The sequence below is a fragment of the Pseudomonas sp. genome (assembly GCF_030690725.1).
Classification (GTDB): Bacteria; Pseudomonadota; Gammaproteobacteria; order Pseudomonadales; family Pseudomonadaceae; genus Aquipseudomonas.
On sequence record NZ_JAUYGD010000044.1, the window covers coordinates 65,618 to 80,882 of the forward strand.

At 60.1% G+C, this 15,265-nt stretch carries 20 protein-coding genes; 11 read left to right on the plus strand and 9 right to left on the minus strand.

The genetic code is table 11. The features are described 5' to 3' along the window. Window positions 1-8: 8 nt before the first annotated feature. The 6 genes from Q8O69_RS11055 to Q8O69_RS11080 all read right to left on the minus strand — a co-directional run bounded on the left by Q8O69_RS11055 (window position 9) and on the right by Q8O69_RS11080 (window position 3,398). Window positions 9-248, minus strand: coding sequence for a BolA family protein (locus Q8O69_RS11055; protein WP_090255487.1), 240 nt, complete (start codon window positions 246-248; stop codon window positions 9-11). 121 nt (window positions 249-369) lie between these two features. Further along, entirely contained in the window at window positions 370-678 is a 309-nt protein-coding gene (locus tag Q8O69_RS11060) for a lipid asymmetry maintenance protein MlaB (RefSeq protein WP_305592094.1), read from the minus strand. Further along, window positions 675-1,307, minus strand: coding sequence for a phospholipid-binding protein MlaC (locus Q8O69_RS11065; RefSeq protein ID WP_275961870.1), 633 nt, complete (start codon window positions 1,305-1,307; stop codon window positions 675-677). The genes Q8O69_RS11060 and Q8O69_RS11065 overlap by 4 nt, the downstream gene beginning before the upstream one ends. Before the next feature lie 14 nt (window positions 1,308-1,321). After that, window positions 1,322-1,792, minus strand: a complete 471-nt coding sequence (mlaD, locus tag Q8O69_RS11070; RefSeq protein WP_305592096.1) for an outer membrane lipid asymmetry maintenance protein MlaD — start codon at window positions 1,790-1,792, stop codon at window positions 1,322-1,324. Next, the gene (gene mlaE, locus Q8O69_RS11075; RefSeq protein WP_275961871.1) at window positions 1,792-2,589 is read right to left on the minus strand and encodes a lipid asymmetry maintenance ABC transporter permease subunit MlaE; all 798 of its coding nucleotides are present in this window, start codon (window positions 2,587-2,589) and stop codon (window positions 1,792-1,794) included. Before mlaE ends, mlaD begins: the two co-directional genes overlap by 1 nt. After that, window positions 2,589-3,398, minus strand: a complete 810-nt coding sequence (locus Q8O69_RS11080; RefSeq protein WP_275961872.1) for an ATP-binding cassette domain-containing protein — start codon at window positions 3,396-3,398, stop codon at window positions 2,589-2,591. Before Q8O69_RS11080 ends, mlaE begins: the two co-directional genes overlap by 1 nt. Before the next feature lie 246 nt (window positions 3,399-3,644). Here Q8O69_RS11080 and Q8O69_RS11085 point away from each other — a divergent pair, with 246 nt between their 5' ends. From Q8O69_RS11085 to Q8O69_RS11130, 10 genes are all read left to right on the plus strand, one after another. Beyond that, the gene (locus Q8O69_RS11085; protein WP_275961873.1) at window positions 3,645-4,619 is read left to right on the plus strand and encodes a KpsF/GutQ family sugar-phosphate isomerase; all 975 of its coding nucleotides are present in this window, start codon (window positions 3,645-3,647) and stop codon (window positions 4,617-4,619) included. Next, entirely contained in the window at window positions 4,619-5,158 is a 540-nt protein-coding gene (locus Q8O69_RS11090; RefSeq protein ID WP_305592099.1) for an HAD family hydrolase, read from the plus strand. The genes Q8O69_RS11085 and Q8O69_RS11090 overlap by 1 nt, the downstream gene beginning before the upstream one ends. A gap of 7 nt (window positions 5,159-5,165) precedes the next feature. Further along, entirely contained in the window at window positions 5,166-5,735 is a 570-nt protein-coding gene (lptC, locus tag Q8O69_RS11095) for an LPS export ABC transporter periplasmic protein LptC (RefSeq protein ID WP_305592101.1), read from the plus strand. After that, window positions 5,722-6,264: a lipopolysaccharide transport periplasmic protein LptA gene (gene lptA / locus Q8O69_RS11100; RefSeq protein WP_275961876.1), complete on the plus strand. Its 543-nt coding sequence runs from the start codon at window positions 5,722-5,724 to the stop codon at window positions 6,262-6,264. Before lptC ends, lptA begins: the two co-directional genes overlap by 14 nt. Before the next feature lie 2 nt (window positions 6,265-6,266). Continuing rightward, window positions 6,267-6,992 carry an LPS export ABC transporter ATP-binding protein gene (gene lptB, locus Q8O69_RS11105; protein ID WP_136665423.1) on the plus strand — a complete coding sequence of 242 codons (726 nt, stop codon included), beginning with the start codon at window positions 6,267-6,269 and terminating at the stop codon, window positions 6,990-6,992. A 138-nt stretch (window positions 6,993-7,130) separates the two neighbouring features. Next, entirely contained in the window at window positions 7,131-8,645 is a 1,515-nt protein-coding gene (locus tag Q8O69_RS11110; RefSeq protein WP_305592104.1) for an RNA polymerase factor sigma-54, read from the plus strand. Between the two features lie 192 nt (window positions 8,646-8,837). Then, window positions 8,838-9,146, plus strand: coding sequence for a ribosome hibernation-promoting factor, HPF/YfiA family (gene hpf, locus Q8O69_RS11115; protein WP_090255510.1), 309 nt, complete (start codon window positions 8,838-8,840; stop codon window positions 9,144-9,146). A 15-nt stretch (window positions 9,147-9,161) separates the two neighbouring features. Continuing rightward, window positions 9,162-9,635 carry a PTS IIA-like nitrogen regulatory protein PtsN gene (gene ptsN / locus Q8O69_RS11120; RefSeq protein WP_108488228.1) on the plus strand — a complete coding sequence of 158 codons (474 nt, stop codon included), beginning with the start codon at window positions 9,162-9,164 and terminating at the stop codon, window positions 9,633-9,635. Window positions 9,636-9,637: 2 nt separating this feature from the next. Further along, window positions 9,638-10,495: an RNase adapter RapZ gene (rapZ, locus tag Q8O69_RS11125; RefSeq protein ID WP_305592107.1), complete on the plus strand. Its 858-nt coding sequence runs from the start codon at window positions 9,638-9,640 to the stop codon at window positions 10,493-10,495. A gap of 12 nt (window positions 10,496-10,507) precedes the next feature. Next, window positions 10,508-10,780: an HPr family phosphocarrier protein gene (locus Q8O69_RS11130; RefSeq protein ID WP_305592109.1), complete on the plus strand. Its 273-nt coding sequence runs from the start codon at window positions 10,508-10,510 to the stop codon at window positions 10,778-10,780. Between the two features lie 140 nt (window positions 10,781-10,920). On the opposite strand, the gene pmbA is transcribed toward Q8O69_RS11130, so the two are convergent. Next, window positions 10,921-12,267 (minus strand): metalloprotease PmbA, encoded by a 1,347-nt coding sequence (gene pmbA, locus Q8O69_RS11135; protein WP_305592111.1) that lies wholly within the window; start codon window positions 12,265-12,267, stop codon window positions 10,921-10,923. Between the two features lie 103 nt (window positions 12,268-12,370). Between pmbA and yjgA the strand changes: the two genes are divergently transcribed. Further along, window positions 12,371-12,889 (plus strand): ribosome biogenesis factor YjgA, encoded by a 519-nt coding sequence (gene yjgA, locus Q8O69_RS11140; protein ID WP_304868319.1) that lies wholly within the window; start codon window positions 12,371-12,373, stop codon window positions 12,887-12,889. A 48-nt stretch (window positions 12,890-12,937) separates the two neighbouring features. On the opposite strand, the gene tldD is transcribed toward yjgA, so the two are convergent. Both tldD and Q8O69_RS11150 read right to left on the minus strand, forming a co-directional pair. Beyond that, on the minus strand, window positions 12,938-14,395 hold the full coding sequence (gene tldD, locus Q8O69_RS11145; RefSeq protein ID WP_305592113.1) for a metalloprotease TldD: 1,458 nt from the start codon (window positions 14,393-14,395) through the stop codon (window positions 12,938-12,940). After that, a complete protein-coding gene (locus Q8O69_RS11150) occupies window positions 14,392-15,261 on the minus strand; it encodes a carbon-nitrogen hydrolase family protein (RefSeq protein WP_305592115.1) in 870 nt (289 codons plus the stop codon). Before Q8O69_RS11150 ends, tldD begins: the two co-directional genes overlap by 4 nt. Between the last annotated feature and the right edge of the window lie 4 nt (window positions 15,262-15,265).

The following is a 15,265-nucleotide window of genomic DNA, read 5'->3' on the forward strand; positions in this document are numbered from 1 at the left end:
CTCTCGGTTTAGGAGCGCGCGGCCCAATCGGCACGGCTGAAGAATTTCATACTCACGGCGTGGATGCTGCCATCGGCGATCCAGGCATTGAGGTGAGCGTAGATCTGCTGCTGGCGTTTGACCGGGCTAAGAGCGGCCAATTCGTCACTGATCAGGTTCAGCTGAAAGTTGCAGCCTTCGCCTTCAACTTCCACCTGGGTATCTGGCAATTTAGCCTCAAGGAGACTCTTTACTTCTAAGGCCTGCATGCTCAACCTCGATCACTGCATGAATTAACGACTGCCGAGCAGACGCTCGCGGGCCGAGCATCATACAAAAAAGCCCCCCGCCTGCGAACCCCGCATTATTCCTAGCCGACCGAAGCCCTGCTCAGGCCTGCAGCGGAATAATTTCAAGCAAACCGCAAACCCCAGCGATCTCGCGCATGTCCTTGGGTAGATTGCTCACGCTCAGGGTCTTGCCGGCCGCACTGGCGTCACGCATAAACGCCAGCAACAGCGCCAGCCCGACGCTGCTGGATTTCTCCACGCCGCCGCAATCGAGCACGCAAGTAGCGGCCGGGCTGACCTTGAGCAGGCGCGCGCCTTGCTCACGCAGCGCCGGAGCGCTGAGGTAGTCGAGCACGCCCGTAAGGTTAAAAACCCCAGGCGACGCCTCGCTGATGCTGGCCTGGCTCACGATGCATTTGTCCCTTGGCGGGCTTTGGCGACGGTCTCGGTCCAGTTGTCGATGACCTTGTCCAGGTCATTGCGGTTGTCCTGCATGGCCTGAGCGAACTGGTCACGGAACAGCTTGCCGACGTTGATACCGTTGATCACCACGTTGCGCATCTTCCAGGTGCCGTCCTGATTAACCATGGTGTAGGACAGCGGATAGACCACACCCTTGCCGTCCTTGATTTCCATATTTACCGAGGTGCGCTCAGGGTCCTGCTGGCCGCTGACCGGCAACACGCGGATGTCCTGGTTGTTGTATTCGAGCAGGGCATTGCCATAGAACTGCATCAGGCTGCGCTTGAAGTTTTCCTGAAAGCGCTGCATCTGCTCCGGCGAGGCCTGACGCGAGTAACGCACGGTCATCACACCACGGGAAATGCCGTCAACATCCACCACCGGGCCGAGAATGCTGTTCAGGGCGTTGTAGAACGCGCCCGGGTCGGTGCGGTACTGCTCCTTGTTGGCCTTGAGGTCGGCCAGCAGCGTGGTGGTGGTCTGCTGCACCACTTCATGGGCCGCCGGAGCCGCCAGCAACGGCAAGGACATGGCGGCCAAACAGATAAACAGGCCGTTACGCAGTGCTTTGAACATAGTCAGTACCTCTATTAATTAGTCTGGTCTTTGTTGACCGAATTGAGCAGGAACTTGCCAATCAGGTCTTCCAGAACCAATGACGACTGCGTGTCGTGAATGGTGCCACCATCGCGCAGCACTTCTTCTTCGCCGCCCACGCTAATCCCAATGTATTTCTCGCCCAGCAGGCCCGCCGTCAGAATCGAGGCGGTGGAGTCTGCCGGCAGGTTATCCACTGCATCATCCAGCACCATGGTGACGCGCCCCATATAGCTGTTGCGGTCCAGATCAATCGCGGTGACCTTGCCGATGGTCACACCGGCCATGGTCACTTTCGATCTGACCGTCAAACCGGCGATATTCTCAAAGTGTGCATACACCTTGTAGGTATTGTCGCTGCTGCCGACGGTCAGGCCGCTAACGCGCAAGGCCAGCAGCAATAAGGCCAACAACCCGGCCAACAGGAACAAGCCGACACCAATTTCCAGCGTGCGGTTCTGCATCAGAAATCTCCAAACATCAAAGCGGTCAGAATAAAGTCCAGCCCCAATACGGCGAGCGAGGCGTACACCACGGTTTTCGTGGTGGCACGACTAATCCCTTCCGAAGTCGGCTCACAGTCGTAGCCCTGGAACACGGCGATCCAGGTCACGACAAACGCAAAGACCACGCTCTTGATCACGCCATTGAGCACATCTTCACGAAACGAAACACTGCTTTGCATATTGGCCCAGAACGAGCCTTCATAAACCCCCAGCCAGTCGACGGCGACCATCGCACCGCCCCAAATACCGACCACACTGAAGATCATTGCCAGCAGCGGCATCGAGATAAAACCGGCCCACAAGCGCGGCGCGACAATGTATTTGAGCGGATCAACGCCAATCATCGCCAGGCTCGACAACTGCTCGGTGGACTTCATATTGCCGATTTCTGCGGTCAACGCCGAGCCGGCGCGTCCGGCAAACAACAAGGCGGTGACCACCGGCCCCAACTCGCGCAATAGGGTCAGGGCGACCATCTGCCCGACCGCCTGTTCGGAGCCGTATTTGGCCAGAATGCTGAAGCCCTGCAGCGACAGCACCATGCCGATAAAGATGCCGGACACGACGATAATGGCCAGGGACATCACCCCAACCGAATACAGCTGCTTGACCAACAGCTGAAAACTGTTGCCGGTCGAACCCCGGCCAAACAGCGCGCGCAGCAGAAACAGCCCCGAGCGCCCAAGCGTAGCCACCACATCAATACCGGCGCGACCGAACAGGCGCACCCGCTCGAGCACAGATGTCTTGCGCATCAGCGCTCCCCCAGAAGATCGTCGCGGTAATTGGCCGCAGGAAAGTGAAACGGCACCGGGCCATCGGGAATACCCTGCATAAACTGACGCACGCGCGGGTTGTCCGAGGCCATCAACTCGGCCGGCGTACCCTGCCCCAGCACCTGGGTGTCGCCGACGATATAGATGTAGTCAGCAATGCTCGCGGTTTCCGCCAGGTCATGAGACACCACAATACTGGTGATCGCTAACGCATCGCTGAGCAGACGAATCAAACGCACCAGAACGCCCATGGCAATCGGGTCCTGGCCGACGAAAGGCTCGTCATACATCAGTATTTGCGGGTCCAGGGCAATCGCACGGGCCAGCGCCACGCGACGCTTCATGCCTCCCGACAATTCATCGGGCATCAAATCCAGAGCGCCGCGCAAGCCCACTGCCTGCAACTTCATCAGCACGATGTCGCGAATCATCTCTTCCGGCAGCTGGGTATGCACCCGCAGCGGAAAGGCGACGTTCTCGAACACATCCAGATCGGTAAACAACGCACCACTCTGGAACAGTACGCCCATCTGCTTGCGCATCTCGAACAGCTCGCTGCGCGACAGCGTCGGCAAATTCAGGCCATTGACCCAGACTTCACCCTGGCTCGGTTTGAGCTCAGCTGCGATCAGGCGCAGCAGCGTGGTTTTGCCACAGCCAGACGGCCCCATGATCCCGGTGACCTTGCCACGGGGAATCTGGATATCGATGTTTTTGAAAATATCCCGCTCGCCGCGTTTAAAGCTGACGTTCTTCAGCTCAACTGCATACGGGTTCCCGGCGCTCATCTGGACTCCTTGCTCAACGCTTGCCTGACTGACGCACTGCCCCGAACAAAGGGCACTACAGGTCGTCGAACGTACCGAAAATGGCCGCGAACTATACCATCGCGGCATTCCCCGCCCAAGATTGAACTTGTTGCCAGAGATAAGCGCCGCACAGTTCCAAACAGCAACTGACAACTGGAAACACTGGGCAGGCGCACCTTTACCGTTATAATCGGCAGCTTTTAGCCTGTACGCCGCAGAGAAGTCATGAGCCAGTCCACCGATCTGATCCAGTCAGCGCAGCGCACCATCCGCCTGGAACTCGAAGCCATCCAGGATCTGCTGGCGCGCATCAACGGTGATTTCGTGCGTGCCTGCGAGCTGATTCTCGCCAGCAAAGGCCGCGTCGTGGTGGTCGGCATGGGCAAATCCGGCCACGTCGGCAACAAGATTGCCGCCACCCTGGCCAGCACCGGCACCACCGCATTCTTTGTCCATCCTGCCGAAGCGAGCCATGGCGACATGGGCATGATCACCCGCGATGACGTGGTGCTGGCCCTGTCCAACTCCGGCTCTACTGCGGAAATCGTCACCCTGCTGCCGCTGATCAAACGCCTCGGCATCCGCCTGATCAGCATGACCGGCAATCCGGAATCACCGCTGGCCAAGGCCGCCGAAGTCAACCTGGATGCCCGCGTGTCCCAGGAAGCCTGCCCGCTGAACCTGGCCCCAACCTCTTCCACTACCGTATCGCTGGTACTGGGCGACGCCCTGGCCATTGCCCTGCTGGAAGCCCGCGGCTTTACCGCCGAAGACTTCGCCTTCTCCCACCCAGGCGGCGCACTGGGTCGACGCCTGCTGCTCAAGGTGGAAAACGTCATGCACGCCGGCGACAGCCTGCCACGTGTCAAGCGCGGCACCTCGCTGCGTGACGCGCTGCTGGAAATGACCCAGAAAGGCCTGGGCATGACCGTGGTGACCGAGGACGATGGCCGCCTGGCCGGAATATTTACCGACGGCGATTTGCGCCGCACCCTAGACCGCAACATCGACGTACGCCAGACCATTATCGATGACGTAATGACCGCCCACGGCAAGACCGCTCGCGCGGAAATGCTTGCGGCAGAGGCTTTGAAAATCATGGAAGACCACAAGATCAGCTCGCTGGTGGTGATCGACGACAACGACCTGCCAATTGGCGCACTGAACATGCACGACCTGCTCCGCGCCGGGGTAATGTAATGACCACTGACCTGATCAACCCCGACCTGCTGCAGCGCGCCCAGGCCGTCAAACTGGCGATTTTCGACGTTGACGGCGTGCTCACCGACGGCAAGCTGTACTTTCTCGTCGACGGTAGCGAATTCAAGACCTTCAACACCCTCGACGGCCACGGCATCAAGATGCTGATCAACTCTGGCGTGCGCACCGCGATTATCAGCGGCCGCAAAACCCCCGTGGTTGAGCGCCGCGCGCAGAACCTGGGGATTCAGCACCTGTACCAGGGGCGCGAAGACAAGCTGGTGGTGCTCGATGAACTGCTCGGCGAACTGGGCCTAGACTATGCACAGGTCGCTTATCTGGGTGACGACCTGCCCGATCTGCCGGTGATCCGCCGCGTAGGCCTGGGCATGGCAGTCGCCAGTGCCGACGGCTTTGTCCGCCAGCACGCCCACGGTGTGACCCGTGCTCGTGGTGGCGAAGGCGCCGCCCGCGAGTTCTGCGAACTGATCATGCACGCCCAAGGCACCCTTGAAGCTGCTCAAGCCGCTTACCTATAGGCCAACCATGCCCCGCAAGTTATTCAATATCGCCCTGTTCGCCTTTGTCGCACTGCTGGTGGCGGCGCTCGGCTACTGGAACCTCAGCCCGGAAAGCTTTAACCAGCAATCACGCAGTGCTGGAACAGACAACGCCATCGATTTTTACGCCACCAACACCTATACCGTGCAATACCAGGCTGACGGCAAACTGCACTACGAGCTGACAGCCGACAAGGTCGAACATATCAAGGCCAGCGACATCACCCTGATGACCGCTCCGAACATGAACCTGTTCCGCGGCACAGAACTGCCCTGGAAAATCCGTAGCGAGCGCGGTGAAGTATCGCCAGGCGGCGTTGAGGTCGAACTGATCGACAAGGTGCGCGTTGAGCGCACCGACGCCAAAGGCCGCCCGACCATCCTCACCACCAGCCGCCTGACCGTATTCCCCGAGAAGGAATATGCGCAGACCCAGCAAGCCGTTAGAATCGACGCGGCCAATGGGGTGACCACGGCAAAAGGAATGAAAGCGTACATGAATGACGGCAGGATGCTCCTGCTGTCCAACGTAAGAGGTCAGCATGAGGCTCGTTAACACCCTCCCCCTACTACTCAGCCTCAGCGCCGCACTCGGAAGTGTCAGCGCCTGGGCACTGCCGTCCGACCGCGAACAGCCGATCCGCATCCAGGCCGACAGCGCAGAACTGGACGACAAGCAAGGCGTTGCCGTTTATCGCGGTGACGTCGTCATAACCCAGGGCACCATGAAGGTCACCGGCGACACCGTGACCATCACCCAGAATGCCCAGGGCGATGTCGAGGTGTTCACCTCAGTTGGCAAGCCAGCCTACTACGAGCAAAAGCCGTCAGCCGACAAGCAGATCGTCAAGGCCTATGGCCTGACCATCCAGTACTTTATGGCCAACGAGCGCGTAGTCCTGATCGATCAGGCCAAGGTGATTCAGGAAGGCAACACCTTCGAAGGCGAGAAAATCGTCTATGACACCCAGCGCCAGATCGTCAACGCCGGCCGCGCCACAGGCACCAATGTCACAGCGCCACGTCCGCGCATCGACATGGTGATCCAGCCGAAGAACAAACCAGCCGACCAGCAGGCGCAGTAATAATGGCCACATTGAAAGCCCAACACCTGGCCAAAAGCTACAAAGGCCGCCAGGTCGTGCGCGACGTCAGCCTAAGCATCGACAGCGGGCAGATCGTCGGCTTGCTCGGCCCCAACGGTGCCGGCAAGACCACCTGCTTCTACATGATTGTTGGCCTGGTACAGGCCGATCAGGGCCGCGTGATGATTGATGATCTCGACGTCAGCCATCAGCCCATGCATGGCCGCGCTCGCGCCGGCATTGGCTACCTGCCGCAGGAAGCCTCGATTTTCCGCAAGCTCAGCGTGGCCGACAACATCATGGCCATCCTGGAAACCCGCAAAGACCTCGACGGCGCTGCTCGTCGCAAGGAACTTGAAGGCCTGCTGCAGGAGTTCCATATCAGCCATATCCGCGACAACCTCGGCATGAGCCTGTCTGGTGGTGAACGCCGCCGCGTGGAAATTGCCCGCGCCCTGGCGACCAACCCCAAGTTCATCCTGCTCGACGAACCCTTCGCCGGTGTCGACCCGATTTCCGTGGGCGACATCAAGCAGATCATCCATCACCTCAAAGCCAAGGGCATCGGTGTATTGATCACCGACCACAACGTGCGCGAGACCCTGGATATCTGCGAAACCGCCTATATCGTCAGCGATGGCCAACTGATCGCCGAAGGTGATGCCGAGACCATTCTGGCCAACCAGACAGTCAAAGAAGTTTACCTGGGGCATGAGTTCCGGCTGTAACCACAGCTTTTCTCAAGCTGACTGCAGCCAAGGCTAGGCAAAACCCTTAAAGTCAGGCATATAATTTGCTTCCTAGTGGCGCTTTTTGAAAACGCCCTGTAGTGGATTGCGCACAGACGCCGGTAAATAAGGTCTGCAATGAAACCATCGCTAGTCCTGAGAATGGGCCAGCAGCTGACGATGACACCGCAGCTGCAACAGGCCATCCGCCTGCTCCAACTGTCTACCCTGGATCTGCAACAAGAGATCCAGGAGGCCTTGGAGTCCAACCCGATGCTCGAACGCCAGGAAGATGGCGATGATTTCGACAATTCGGACCCTATGGCCGATGGCGCAGAAAGCGCCAGCCCCAGCGAACAGCCCGAAGCGCCCTATCAGGAAACCAACTACCAGGAAGCCACGCAGACCGTGGACAACCTGGAAGAAGGCGATTGGGGCGAGCGCATTCCCAACGAGCTGCCAGTCGATACCGCTTGGGAAGACATCTACCAGACCAGCGCCAGCAGCCTGCCGAGCAGCAGCAACGATGACGACGAGTGGGATTTCACCACCCGCACCTCCAGCGGCGAGAGCCTGCAAAGCCACCTACTGTGGCAGCTCAACCTGGCCCCAATGTCGGACAAGGACCGCCTGATTGCGGTCACCCTGATCGACTGCATCAACCAGCAGGGCTACCTGGAAGAAACCCTGGAAGAAGTGCTCGAAGCCTTCGACCCTGAACTGGACATCGAACTCGACGAAGTCGAAGCCGTGTTGCACCGCATCCAGCAGTTCGAGCCTACCGGCATCGCTGCGCGTAACCTGGGTGAGTGCCTGCTTCTGCAACTGCGCCAGCTGCCAGCGAAAACCCCGTGGCTGAGCGAGGCCCAGCGCCTGGCCAGCGACTACCTCGACCTGCTCGGTAGCCGCGACTACAGCCAGCTGATGCGCCGCATGAAGCTCAAGGAAGACGAGCTGCGCCAGGTTATCGACCTGATCCAGAGCCTCAACCCGCGCCCCGGCTCGCAGATTGAATCCAGCGAGCCGGAATACGTGGTGCCCGACGTGATCGTGCGCAAACACAACGAGCGCTGGCTGGTGGAGCTGAACCAGGAAGCCATGCCGCGCTTGCGGGTCAACGCGCAATACGCCGGCTTTGTGAAGCGCGCCGACTCCAGCGCCGACAACACCTTTATGCGTAACCAACTGCAGGAAGCGCGCTGGTTTATCAAAAGCCTGCAAAGCCGCAACGAAACCCTGATGAAGGTCGCCACGCAGATCGTCGAGCATCAACGCGGCTTCCTCGATTACGGCGACGAGGCGATGAAGCCGCTGGTACTGCACGATATTGCCGAAGCTGTAGGCATGCACGAGTCGACCATCTCGCGGGTGACCACGCAGAAATTCATGCATACGCCGCGCGGCATTTACGAGCTGAAATACTTCTTCTCCAGCCACGTCAGCACCTCCGAGGGCGGCGAATGCTCGTCCACCGCGATCCGCGCCATCATCAAAAAACTGGTCGCAGCGGAAAATGCGAAAAAGCCGTTGAGTGACAGCAAGATCGCTGGTTTACTGGAAGCACAGGGCATTCAAGTCGCTCGCCGCACGGTCGCCAAGTACCGTGAATCCCTCGGAATAGCGCCTTCCAGTGAGCGCAAACGATTGATCTAAGGCGGCACAAAGAAGGAAGACGACCACTCGATACCGAACACCCCCGGCCTCGCCTTTTCGCAAAAGCAGCCATACTGCCAACAAGCAATCAGCGACCGTGCCAGGCTCGTTCTGTAGAGTCTTCCACGCCACAGTGTTCCGGCGGCAGGCCTCTCGCCTGCCTCTTACACACGGCAACAAGGAGAAAGCGGTATGCAAGTCAACATCAGTGGACACCAGCTGGATGTGACCGACGCCCTACGCGACTACATCGCCGAAAAACTCGGCCGATTGGAGCGCCACTTCGACAAGATTACCAACGTGCAAGTCACCATGGAGGTCGAGAAGCTCAAACAGAAAATCGAAGCGACCCTGCACATTGCCGGCGGCGAAGTCGTCGCCAATGCCGAACATGAAGACATGTATGCAGCCATCGATTTACTGACTGATAAACTCGACCGACAACTCATCAAACACAAGGAAAAACAGCTCGAACGTCAACAGGGCGCTATGGCCCGCTGACATCGTCTATCTCCTATGATCCGACTTGAAACTATCCTGACCCCCGGCCGGTCCCTGGTGAACGTGCCGGGCGGCAGCAAAAAACGTGTCCTCGAACAGATTGCCAACCTGGTGGCGCGCGAGCTGCCTGACCTGGATGGCCAAGACATCTTCGAAAGCCTGATTGCCCGGGAAAAACTCGGCTCGACCGGTTTCGGTAATGGCATTGCCATTCCGCACTGTCGCCTGCCCGGTTGTACCGCGCCGATCAGCGCTTTGCTGCGCCTGGACGCCGCAGTGGACTTCGACGCCATCGACGGCGCACCAGTGGACCTGCTGTTTGTTCTGCTGGTACCCGAAGCGGCCACCGACGCTCACCTGGAACTACTCCGGCAGATCGCCAGCATGCTTGACCGCAGCGATGTGCGCGCCAGCCTGCGTCAGGCAGAAAGCAGCGAAGCCCTGTATCAGGTGGTCGTGGACGTACAAAGCCAACTCAACCGAGCTTAAGCATGCGCCTGATCATCGTTAGCGGTCGCTCCGGCTCCGGGAAGAGCACCGCCCTCGATGTGCTTGAGGACAACGGTTTCTACTGCATCGACAATCTGCCGGCAGGGCTGCTGCCTGAACTGGCTGAGCGCGCCCTGCTGCACACCGAACTGCTGCATCCGCAGGTCGCGGTGTCGATTGATGCGCGCAACCTGCCGAGCCACCTCCAGCGCTTCCCCGAACTGCTTGATGAGGTCCGCGCGCGGCACATCAAGTGCGATGTGATCTACCTGGATGCCGATGAAGAAACCCTGCTCAAACGCTTCTCGGAAACCCGTCGGCGCCACCCGCTGACCAACGAGAGTCGCTCACTGGCTGAAGCCATCGCCGATGAAGCGCTGCTGCTCGGGCCGATCATTGACCTGGCCGACCTGAAGATCGACACCACTCACCTCAACCTGTATCAGCTGCGCGACAGCCTCAAACTGCGCCTGCTTAACCAGCCCGAGCCGGGTACCGCGTTTCTGGTCGAGTCCTTTGGTTTCAAGCGCGGCATGCCGGTGGATGCTGATCTGGTCTTCGATGTGCGCTGCCTGCCCAACCCCTACTGGAAACCGGACTTGCGCGACTTCTCCGGCCTCGACCAGCCGGTAGTTGACTACCTCTCAGCCCAGGCCGATGTCGAAGACATGTACCAGGACATCCTCGCCTACCTGACCAAATGGCTGCCGCGCTTTGCCGCCAGCAACCGTGCTTATGTCACCGTGGCGATTGGCTGTACCGGCGGTCATCACCGCTCGGTGTACCTGGCCAACCGTCTGGGGGAAACCCTCAAACCCATCCTGAAAAACGTTCAGACTCGCCACCGCGACCTCAGTTAAGGAATTGCCGCGATGCCCGCCTGCGAAATCACCATTATCAACAAGCTTGGCCTGCACGCCCGCGCGGCAGCCAAGTTTGTCGGCGTCGCAGGACGTTTCCCTTGCCAGGTCAAAGTTGGCCGCAGCGCGGAGAGCCTGGTCGATGGCAAGAGCATTATGGCGGTGATGATGCTCGCGGCCGGAAAAGGCACGCCCGTGCACCTGCACACCGAAGGCGAACAGGATAGCGAGGCGCTGCAGGCCCTGAGCGAGCTGATCAACAACTACTTCGACGAAGGCGAGTAAAACCGCCGCTAAATAAAAAATGTCCGGGAGACATTTTTAACGTCGCGTAGCGACGGCCCACAGGGTTGCCGCCATGGATGGCAAGGCAATAAAAAAGGGCTGCCCGCGCAAACGGGCAGCCCTTTTTCGTGCCAAATGGCTTAACTACCCGCCACCGTCATGCGCTCGATCAACACCGAGCCGGTGCGGATATTGCTGCGCAGCTCCAGATCATTACCCACCGCAACAATCTGCTTGAACATGTCGCGCATATTGCCGGCGATGGTCACTTCCTGCACCGGGAACTGGATCTCACCGTTCTCCACCCAGTAACCACCGGCGCCGCGCGAATAGTCGCCGGTGACCATATTCAGCCCTTGCCCCATCAGCTCAGTGACCAACAGGCCGCGGCCCATACGCTTGAGCAGTGCCTTCTGGTCTTCATCGCCATGGCTAACAAACAGGTTATGTACGCCGCCAGAGTTGGCCGTGCTAGGCATACCCAGCTTGCGCCCGGAATAGGTGCCGAGCACATAGGACAGCAGCTCACCACGCTCGACAAAGGACTTGGCGTAAGTCGCCAGACCGTCACCATCGAAGGCGGCGCTGCCCAATGCACGGGGAATATGCGGGCGCTCATCGATCTTCAGCCACTCGGGAAACAGCTGCTGACCCAGGGAGCCTTCGAGAAAGGATGACTTGCGGTACAGATTGCCGCCGGAAATGGCCGCCAGAAAGCTGCCAAACAAACCGGTGGCCAACTCGGCGGCGAACAGCACCGGCACTTCGCAGGTCGGCACCGGACGCGCGCCCAAACGGCTGACCGCACGCTCGGCGGCGCGGCGGCCGATGCTGCCGGCATCGGCCAGCAACTCGCCCTGGCGATTAACGTCGTACCAGTAGTCGCGCTGCATCTGCCCGCCGTCTTCGGCGATCATCACGCAGCTCAGGCTGTGCCGCGTGCTGGCATAGCCACTAACAAAGCCATGGCTGTTGCCATAAACCCGGCAGCCCTGATGGGTATTCAGCGTGGTGCCATCGGCATTCTTGATCCGCTGATCTGCGGCAAAAGCCGCCGCCTCGCAGCTCAAGGCCTGCTCGATAGCCTGCTCTGGGGTGATCGACCAGGCGTGATACAGATCCAGCTGCGGCAGCTCGCGAGCCATCAGCGCGGCATCGGCCAGACCGGCGCACTCGTCTTCAGAGGCATGCTTGGCAATCGCCAGGGCCGCCGCCACGGTTTCGCGAATCGCCGCCTCACCACTGGCCGAGGTACTGGCCGAGCCTTTGCGCTGACCGACATACAAGGTGATGCCAAAGCCCTGATCGCGGTTGAATTCGACCGTTTCCACTTCACCCTGACGCACCGTGGTGGACAAGCCCTGTTCCACCGATACGGCCACCTCGCAGGCACTCGCACCCTGCTTTCTGGCCTCGGCAATAATCTGCTCCACCTGCGCCTGCAAATGCGGCACAGCCTGGGGGCCGACGATGTCTACTGCACTCATAAGAACTCCTGAACGATAAGCGGCAAACGCGGCCACATAGGCCAGACGCTTACAGCTGGAAACTTGCTGCTATCATGTCGGCGTTTTCCACTGGACCGCCACCATGTCTGAATACCTTGACGACTTCTCCGGCGAGAAGAGCAAAACCCAGGTCAAGCGCGAGTTTCATGCGCTACAAGATCTGGGGCAACGCCTGACTACCCTGAAACTCGACCTGCTGAACAAGCTGCCGCTGACCGACGAGCTGCGCCGCGCGCTGGCCGAAGCGCCCAAGCACACCGCCAATGCCGCGAAGAAGCGCCATGTGCAGTTTATCGGCCGCTTGATGCGCGATCAGGACATCCCAGCCATCCTGACCCTGCTCGACCAGCTGGATGCCTCCACCCGCCAGTACAACGAACGCTTTCATAACCTGGAGCGCTGGCGTGACCGTTTGCTCAACGGCGACGACGACACCCTGGAAAAATTTGTCGGCGAATACCCCGACGCCGACCGTCAGCACCTGCGCCAGCTGATCCGTCAGGGCCAGCACGAATTGGCGCAGAACAAAGCGCCTGCCGCTTCACGCAAAATCTTCAAATACATCCGCGAGCTGGATGAAACCCAGCGCGGCTTGCGCTAAACCAGCACATCGATTGGGCTGTGCAATGCGCAACCCAATCGACGCTTTTTAGCTGCCCGTCCCGCCCACCGTAATCGCATCGATCTTCAGCGTCGGCTGGCCCACGCCAACCGGCACCGATTGCCCATCTTTACCGCAGGTACCGACGCCGCTGTCCAGCGCCAGATCGTTACCGACCATAGACACCTTGCTCATGGCTTCCGGGCCATTGCCGATCAGGGTTGCACCCTTGACCGGCGCCGTGATCTTGCCGTCCTCGATCAGGTAAGCCTCGCTGGTAGAAAACACGAACTTGCCGCTGGTTATATCGACCTGACCGCCGCCAAGGTTGGCGCAGTAGATGCCTTTCTTCACCGAACGAATGATTTCTTCCGGATCACTCTCGCCGGCCAGCATGTAGGTATTGGTCATGCGCGGCATCGGCAGGTGCGCGTAGGATTCACGGCGACCGTTGCCGGTGCACGCCACGCCCATCAGGCGGGCATTGAGCTTGTCCTGCATATAGCCCTTGAGCACGCCGTTCTCGATCAGCGTGGTGCACTGGGTCTGCGTGCCTTCATCGTCCATGCTCAGGGAACCGCGACGCTCGGCCAGGGTGCCGTCATCGACGATGGTGCACAGGCTGGAGGCCACCTGCTCACCCATCCTCCCACTGTAGGCCGAACTGCCCTTGCGGTTGAAGTCGCCTTCCAGGCCATGGCCGACTGCTTCGTGCAGCAGCACGCCGGACCAGCCTGCGCCCATCACCACGGTCATAGTGCCTGCCGGGGCCGGAATCGCTTCGAGGTTGACCAGCGCCTGGCGCAAGGCCTCACGGGCATAGCCCATGGCGCGCTCTTCGTTATTGCTGGTCTGTTCGAGAAAGTAGCGGTAATCGGTACGCCCGCCGCCACCATGGCTGCCGCGCTCGCGGCGACCGCTCTGCTCGACGATCACGCTGACGTTGAAGCGCACCAACGGGCGGATATCGGCGCCCAGGCTACCGTCGTTAGCGGCCACTAGAATGCGGTCCCAAACCCCGGCCAGGCTGACCGATACCTGCTTGATTCGTGGATCAAGAGCGCGGGTGGCGACGTCGATGCGTTTGAGCAGCTCGACCTTTTCCGCCCGGCCCAGCACATCCAGCGGGTTGTCCTGGGCATACAGCGGCTTGACCAGCGGACTGCTGAACGCTTGCACGCGGCCATTCTGCCCAGCGCGGGCAATCGAACGGGCCGCACGTGCGGCCTGGCTCAAGGCATCGGCGGTGATCGCATTGCTGTAGGCAAAACCGGTTTTCTCACCCGACTGAGCGCGCACGCCGACGCCCTGATCAAGGTTGAAACTGCCTTCCTTGACGATGCCATCCTCCAGCGCCCAGGTTTCCGAAACCTGGCTCTGGAAATACAGGTCGGCCGCATCGATTCCCGGCCCGGCCAAATCAGCCAGTACCGCGGGCAGATGCTCAATGGTCAAACCGCCCGGCCCCAGCAGATGTTCACTGACGGACACCAACATATTGTTCATTGCTCAATCTCGTTTATGACTGTTGCACCTGGCAGCCGTGGTTCGGTTGCCGCAAAAAATCGTTTATGCCGCGCCACCGGCATGCGCTGACGGATCGCAGCCTGCTCGGCCGCATCACGCTCGGCTAGCAGTACGCCCGGCCCCTGCGGCAGTTCGGCGAGCACGCGACCCCATGGATCGACAAGCGCCGAATGGCCAAAGGTCTCGCGACCGCCTGGATGAGTACCGCCCTGCCCGGCCGCCAGCACATAACACTGGGTTTCGATGGCCCGCGCGCGGGTGAGTATCTGCCAATGCGCGGCCCCGGTAACCGCAGTAAAGGCCGCCGGCACGCTGATCAACTCCGCTCCAGCGGCGCGCAAGGCGCTGTATAGCTCGGGGAAGCGCAGGTCATAACACACCGTCAGGCCCAGACGCCCAACCGGGGTATCGGCTACCACCACCTGAGCGCCGAAGGCGTAATCATCAGACTCACGGTAACGGCCGTGGCTGTCGCTGACATCCACATCAAACAAGTGCAGCTTGTCATAACGAGCCACGCGTTGGCCGGCATTATCGATCAGCAGCGAGCAGGCATGCGCCTTGGCGTCAGGCTGGCCATCCGGTGGCAAGGGCAAGGTGCCGGCGACAATCCACAGGCCCAGATCGCGGGCAGCCTGTTGTAACCAGGGCAGAATCGGCCCCTCGCCCAACGCTTCGGCACGCCCCAGTGCGGCCTGGTCACGCCGGCCCATGGCCGCGAAGTTTTCCGGCAGCACCGCCAGCCGCGCACCTTGCGCAGCAGCCTGTTCGAGCAACTGCCGAGCCTGCGCCAGATTGGCCAGGACATCGGCCTGGCTGACCATTTGAATGACTGCGAAAGTCATGACT

Coding starts and splice junctions, on each gene's coding strand:
- Q8O69_RS11055 (WP_090255487.1), bottom strand. CDS start 248: ATGCAGGCCTTAGAAGTAAAGAGTCTCCTTGAGGCTAAATTGCCAGAT.
- Q8O69_RS11065 (WP_275961870.1), bottom strand. CDS start 1,307: ATGTTCAAAGCACTGCGTAACGGCCTGTTTATCTGTTTGGCCGCCATG.
- mlaD (WP_305592096.1), bottom strand. CDS start 1,792: ATGCAGAACCGCACGCTGGAAATTGGTGTCGGCTTGTTCCTGTTGGCC.
- mlaE (WP_275961871.1), bottom strand. CDS start 2,589: ATGCGCAAGACATCTGTGCTCGAGCGGGTGCGCCTGTTCGGTCGCGCC.
- Q8O69_RS11080 (WP_275961872.1), bottom strand. CDS start 3,398: ATGAGCGCCGGGAACCCGTATGCAGTTGAGCTGAAGAACGTCAGCTTT.
- Q8O69_RS11085 (WP_275961873.1), top strand. CDS start 3,645: ATGAGCCAGTCCACCGATCTGATCCAGTCAGCGCAGCGCACCATCCGC.
- Q8O69_RS11090 (WP_305592099.1), top strand. CDS start 4,619: ATGACCACTGACCTGATCAACCCCGACCTGCTGCAGCGCGCCCAGGCC.
- lptC (WP_305592101.1), top strand. CDS start 5,166: ATGCCCCGCAAGTTATTCAATATCGCCCTGTTCGCCTTTGTCGCACTG.
- lptA (WP_275961876.1), top strand. CDS start 5,722: ATGAGGCTCGTTAACACCCTCCCCCTACTACTCAGCCTCAGCGCCGCA.
- lptB (WP_136665423.1), top strand. CDS start 6,267: ATGGCCACATTGAAAGCCCAACACCTGGCCAAAAGCTACAAAGGCCGC.
- Q8O69_RS11110 (WP_305592104.1), top strand. CDS start 7,131: ATGAAACCATCGCTAGTCCTGAGAATGGGCCAGCAGCTGACGATGACA.
- hpf (WP_090255510.1), top strand. CDS start 8,838: ATGCAAGTCAACATCAGTGGACACCAGCTGGATGTGACCGACGCCCTA.
- ptsN (WP_108488228.1), top strand. CDS start 9,162: ATGATCCGACTTGAAACTATCCTGACCCCCGGCCGGTCCCTGGTGAAC.
- rapZ (WP_305592107.1), top strand. CDS start 9,638: ATGCGCCTGATCATCGTTAGCGGTCGCTCCGGCTCCGGGAAGAGCACC.
- Q8O69_RS11130 (WP_305592109.1), top strand. CDS start 10,508: ATGCCCGCCTGCGAAATCACCATTATCAACAAGCTTGGCCTGCACGCC.
- pmbA (WP_305592111.1), bottom strand. CDS start 12,267: ATGAGTGCAGTAGACATCGTCGGCCCCCAGGCTGTGCCGCATTTGCAG.
- yjgA (WP_304868319.1), top strand. CDS start 12,371: ATGTCTGAATACCTTGACGACTTCTCCGGCGAGAAGAGCAAAACCCAG.
- tldD (WP_305592113.1), bottom strand. CDS start 14,395: ATGAACAATATGTTGGTGTCCGTCAGTGAACATCTGCTGGGGCCGGGC.
- Q8O69_RS11150 (WP_305592115.1), bottom strand. CDS start 15,261: ATGACTTTCGCAGTCATTCAAATGGTCAGCCAGGCCGATGTCCTGGCC.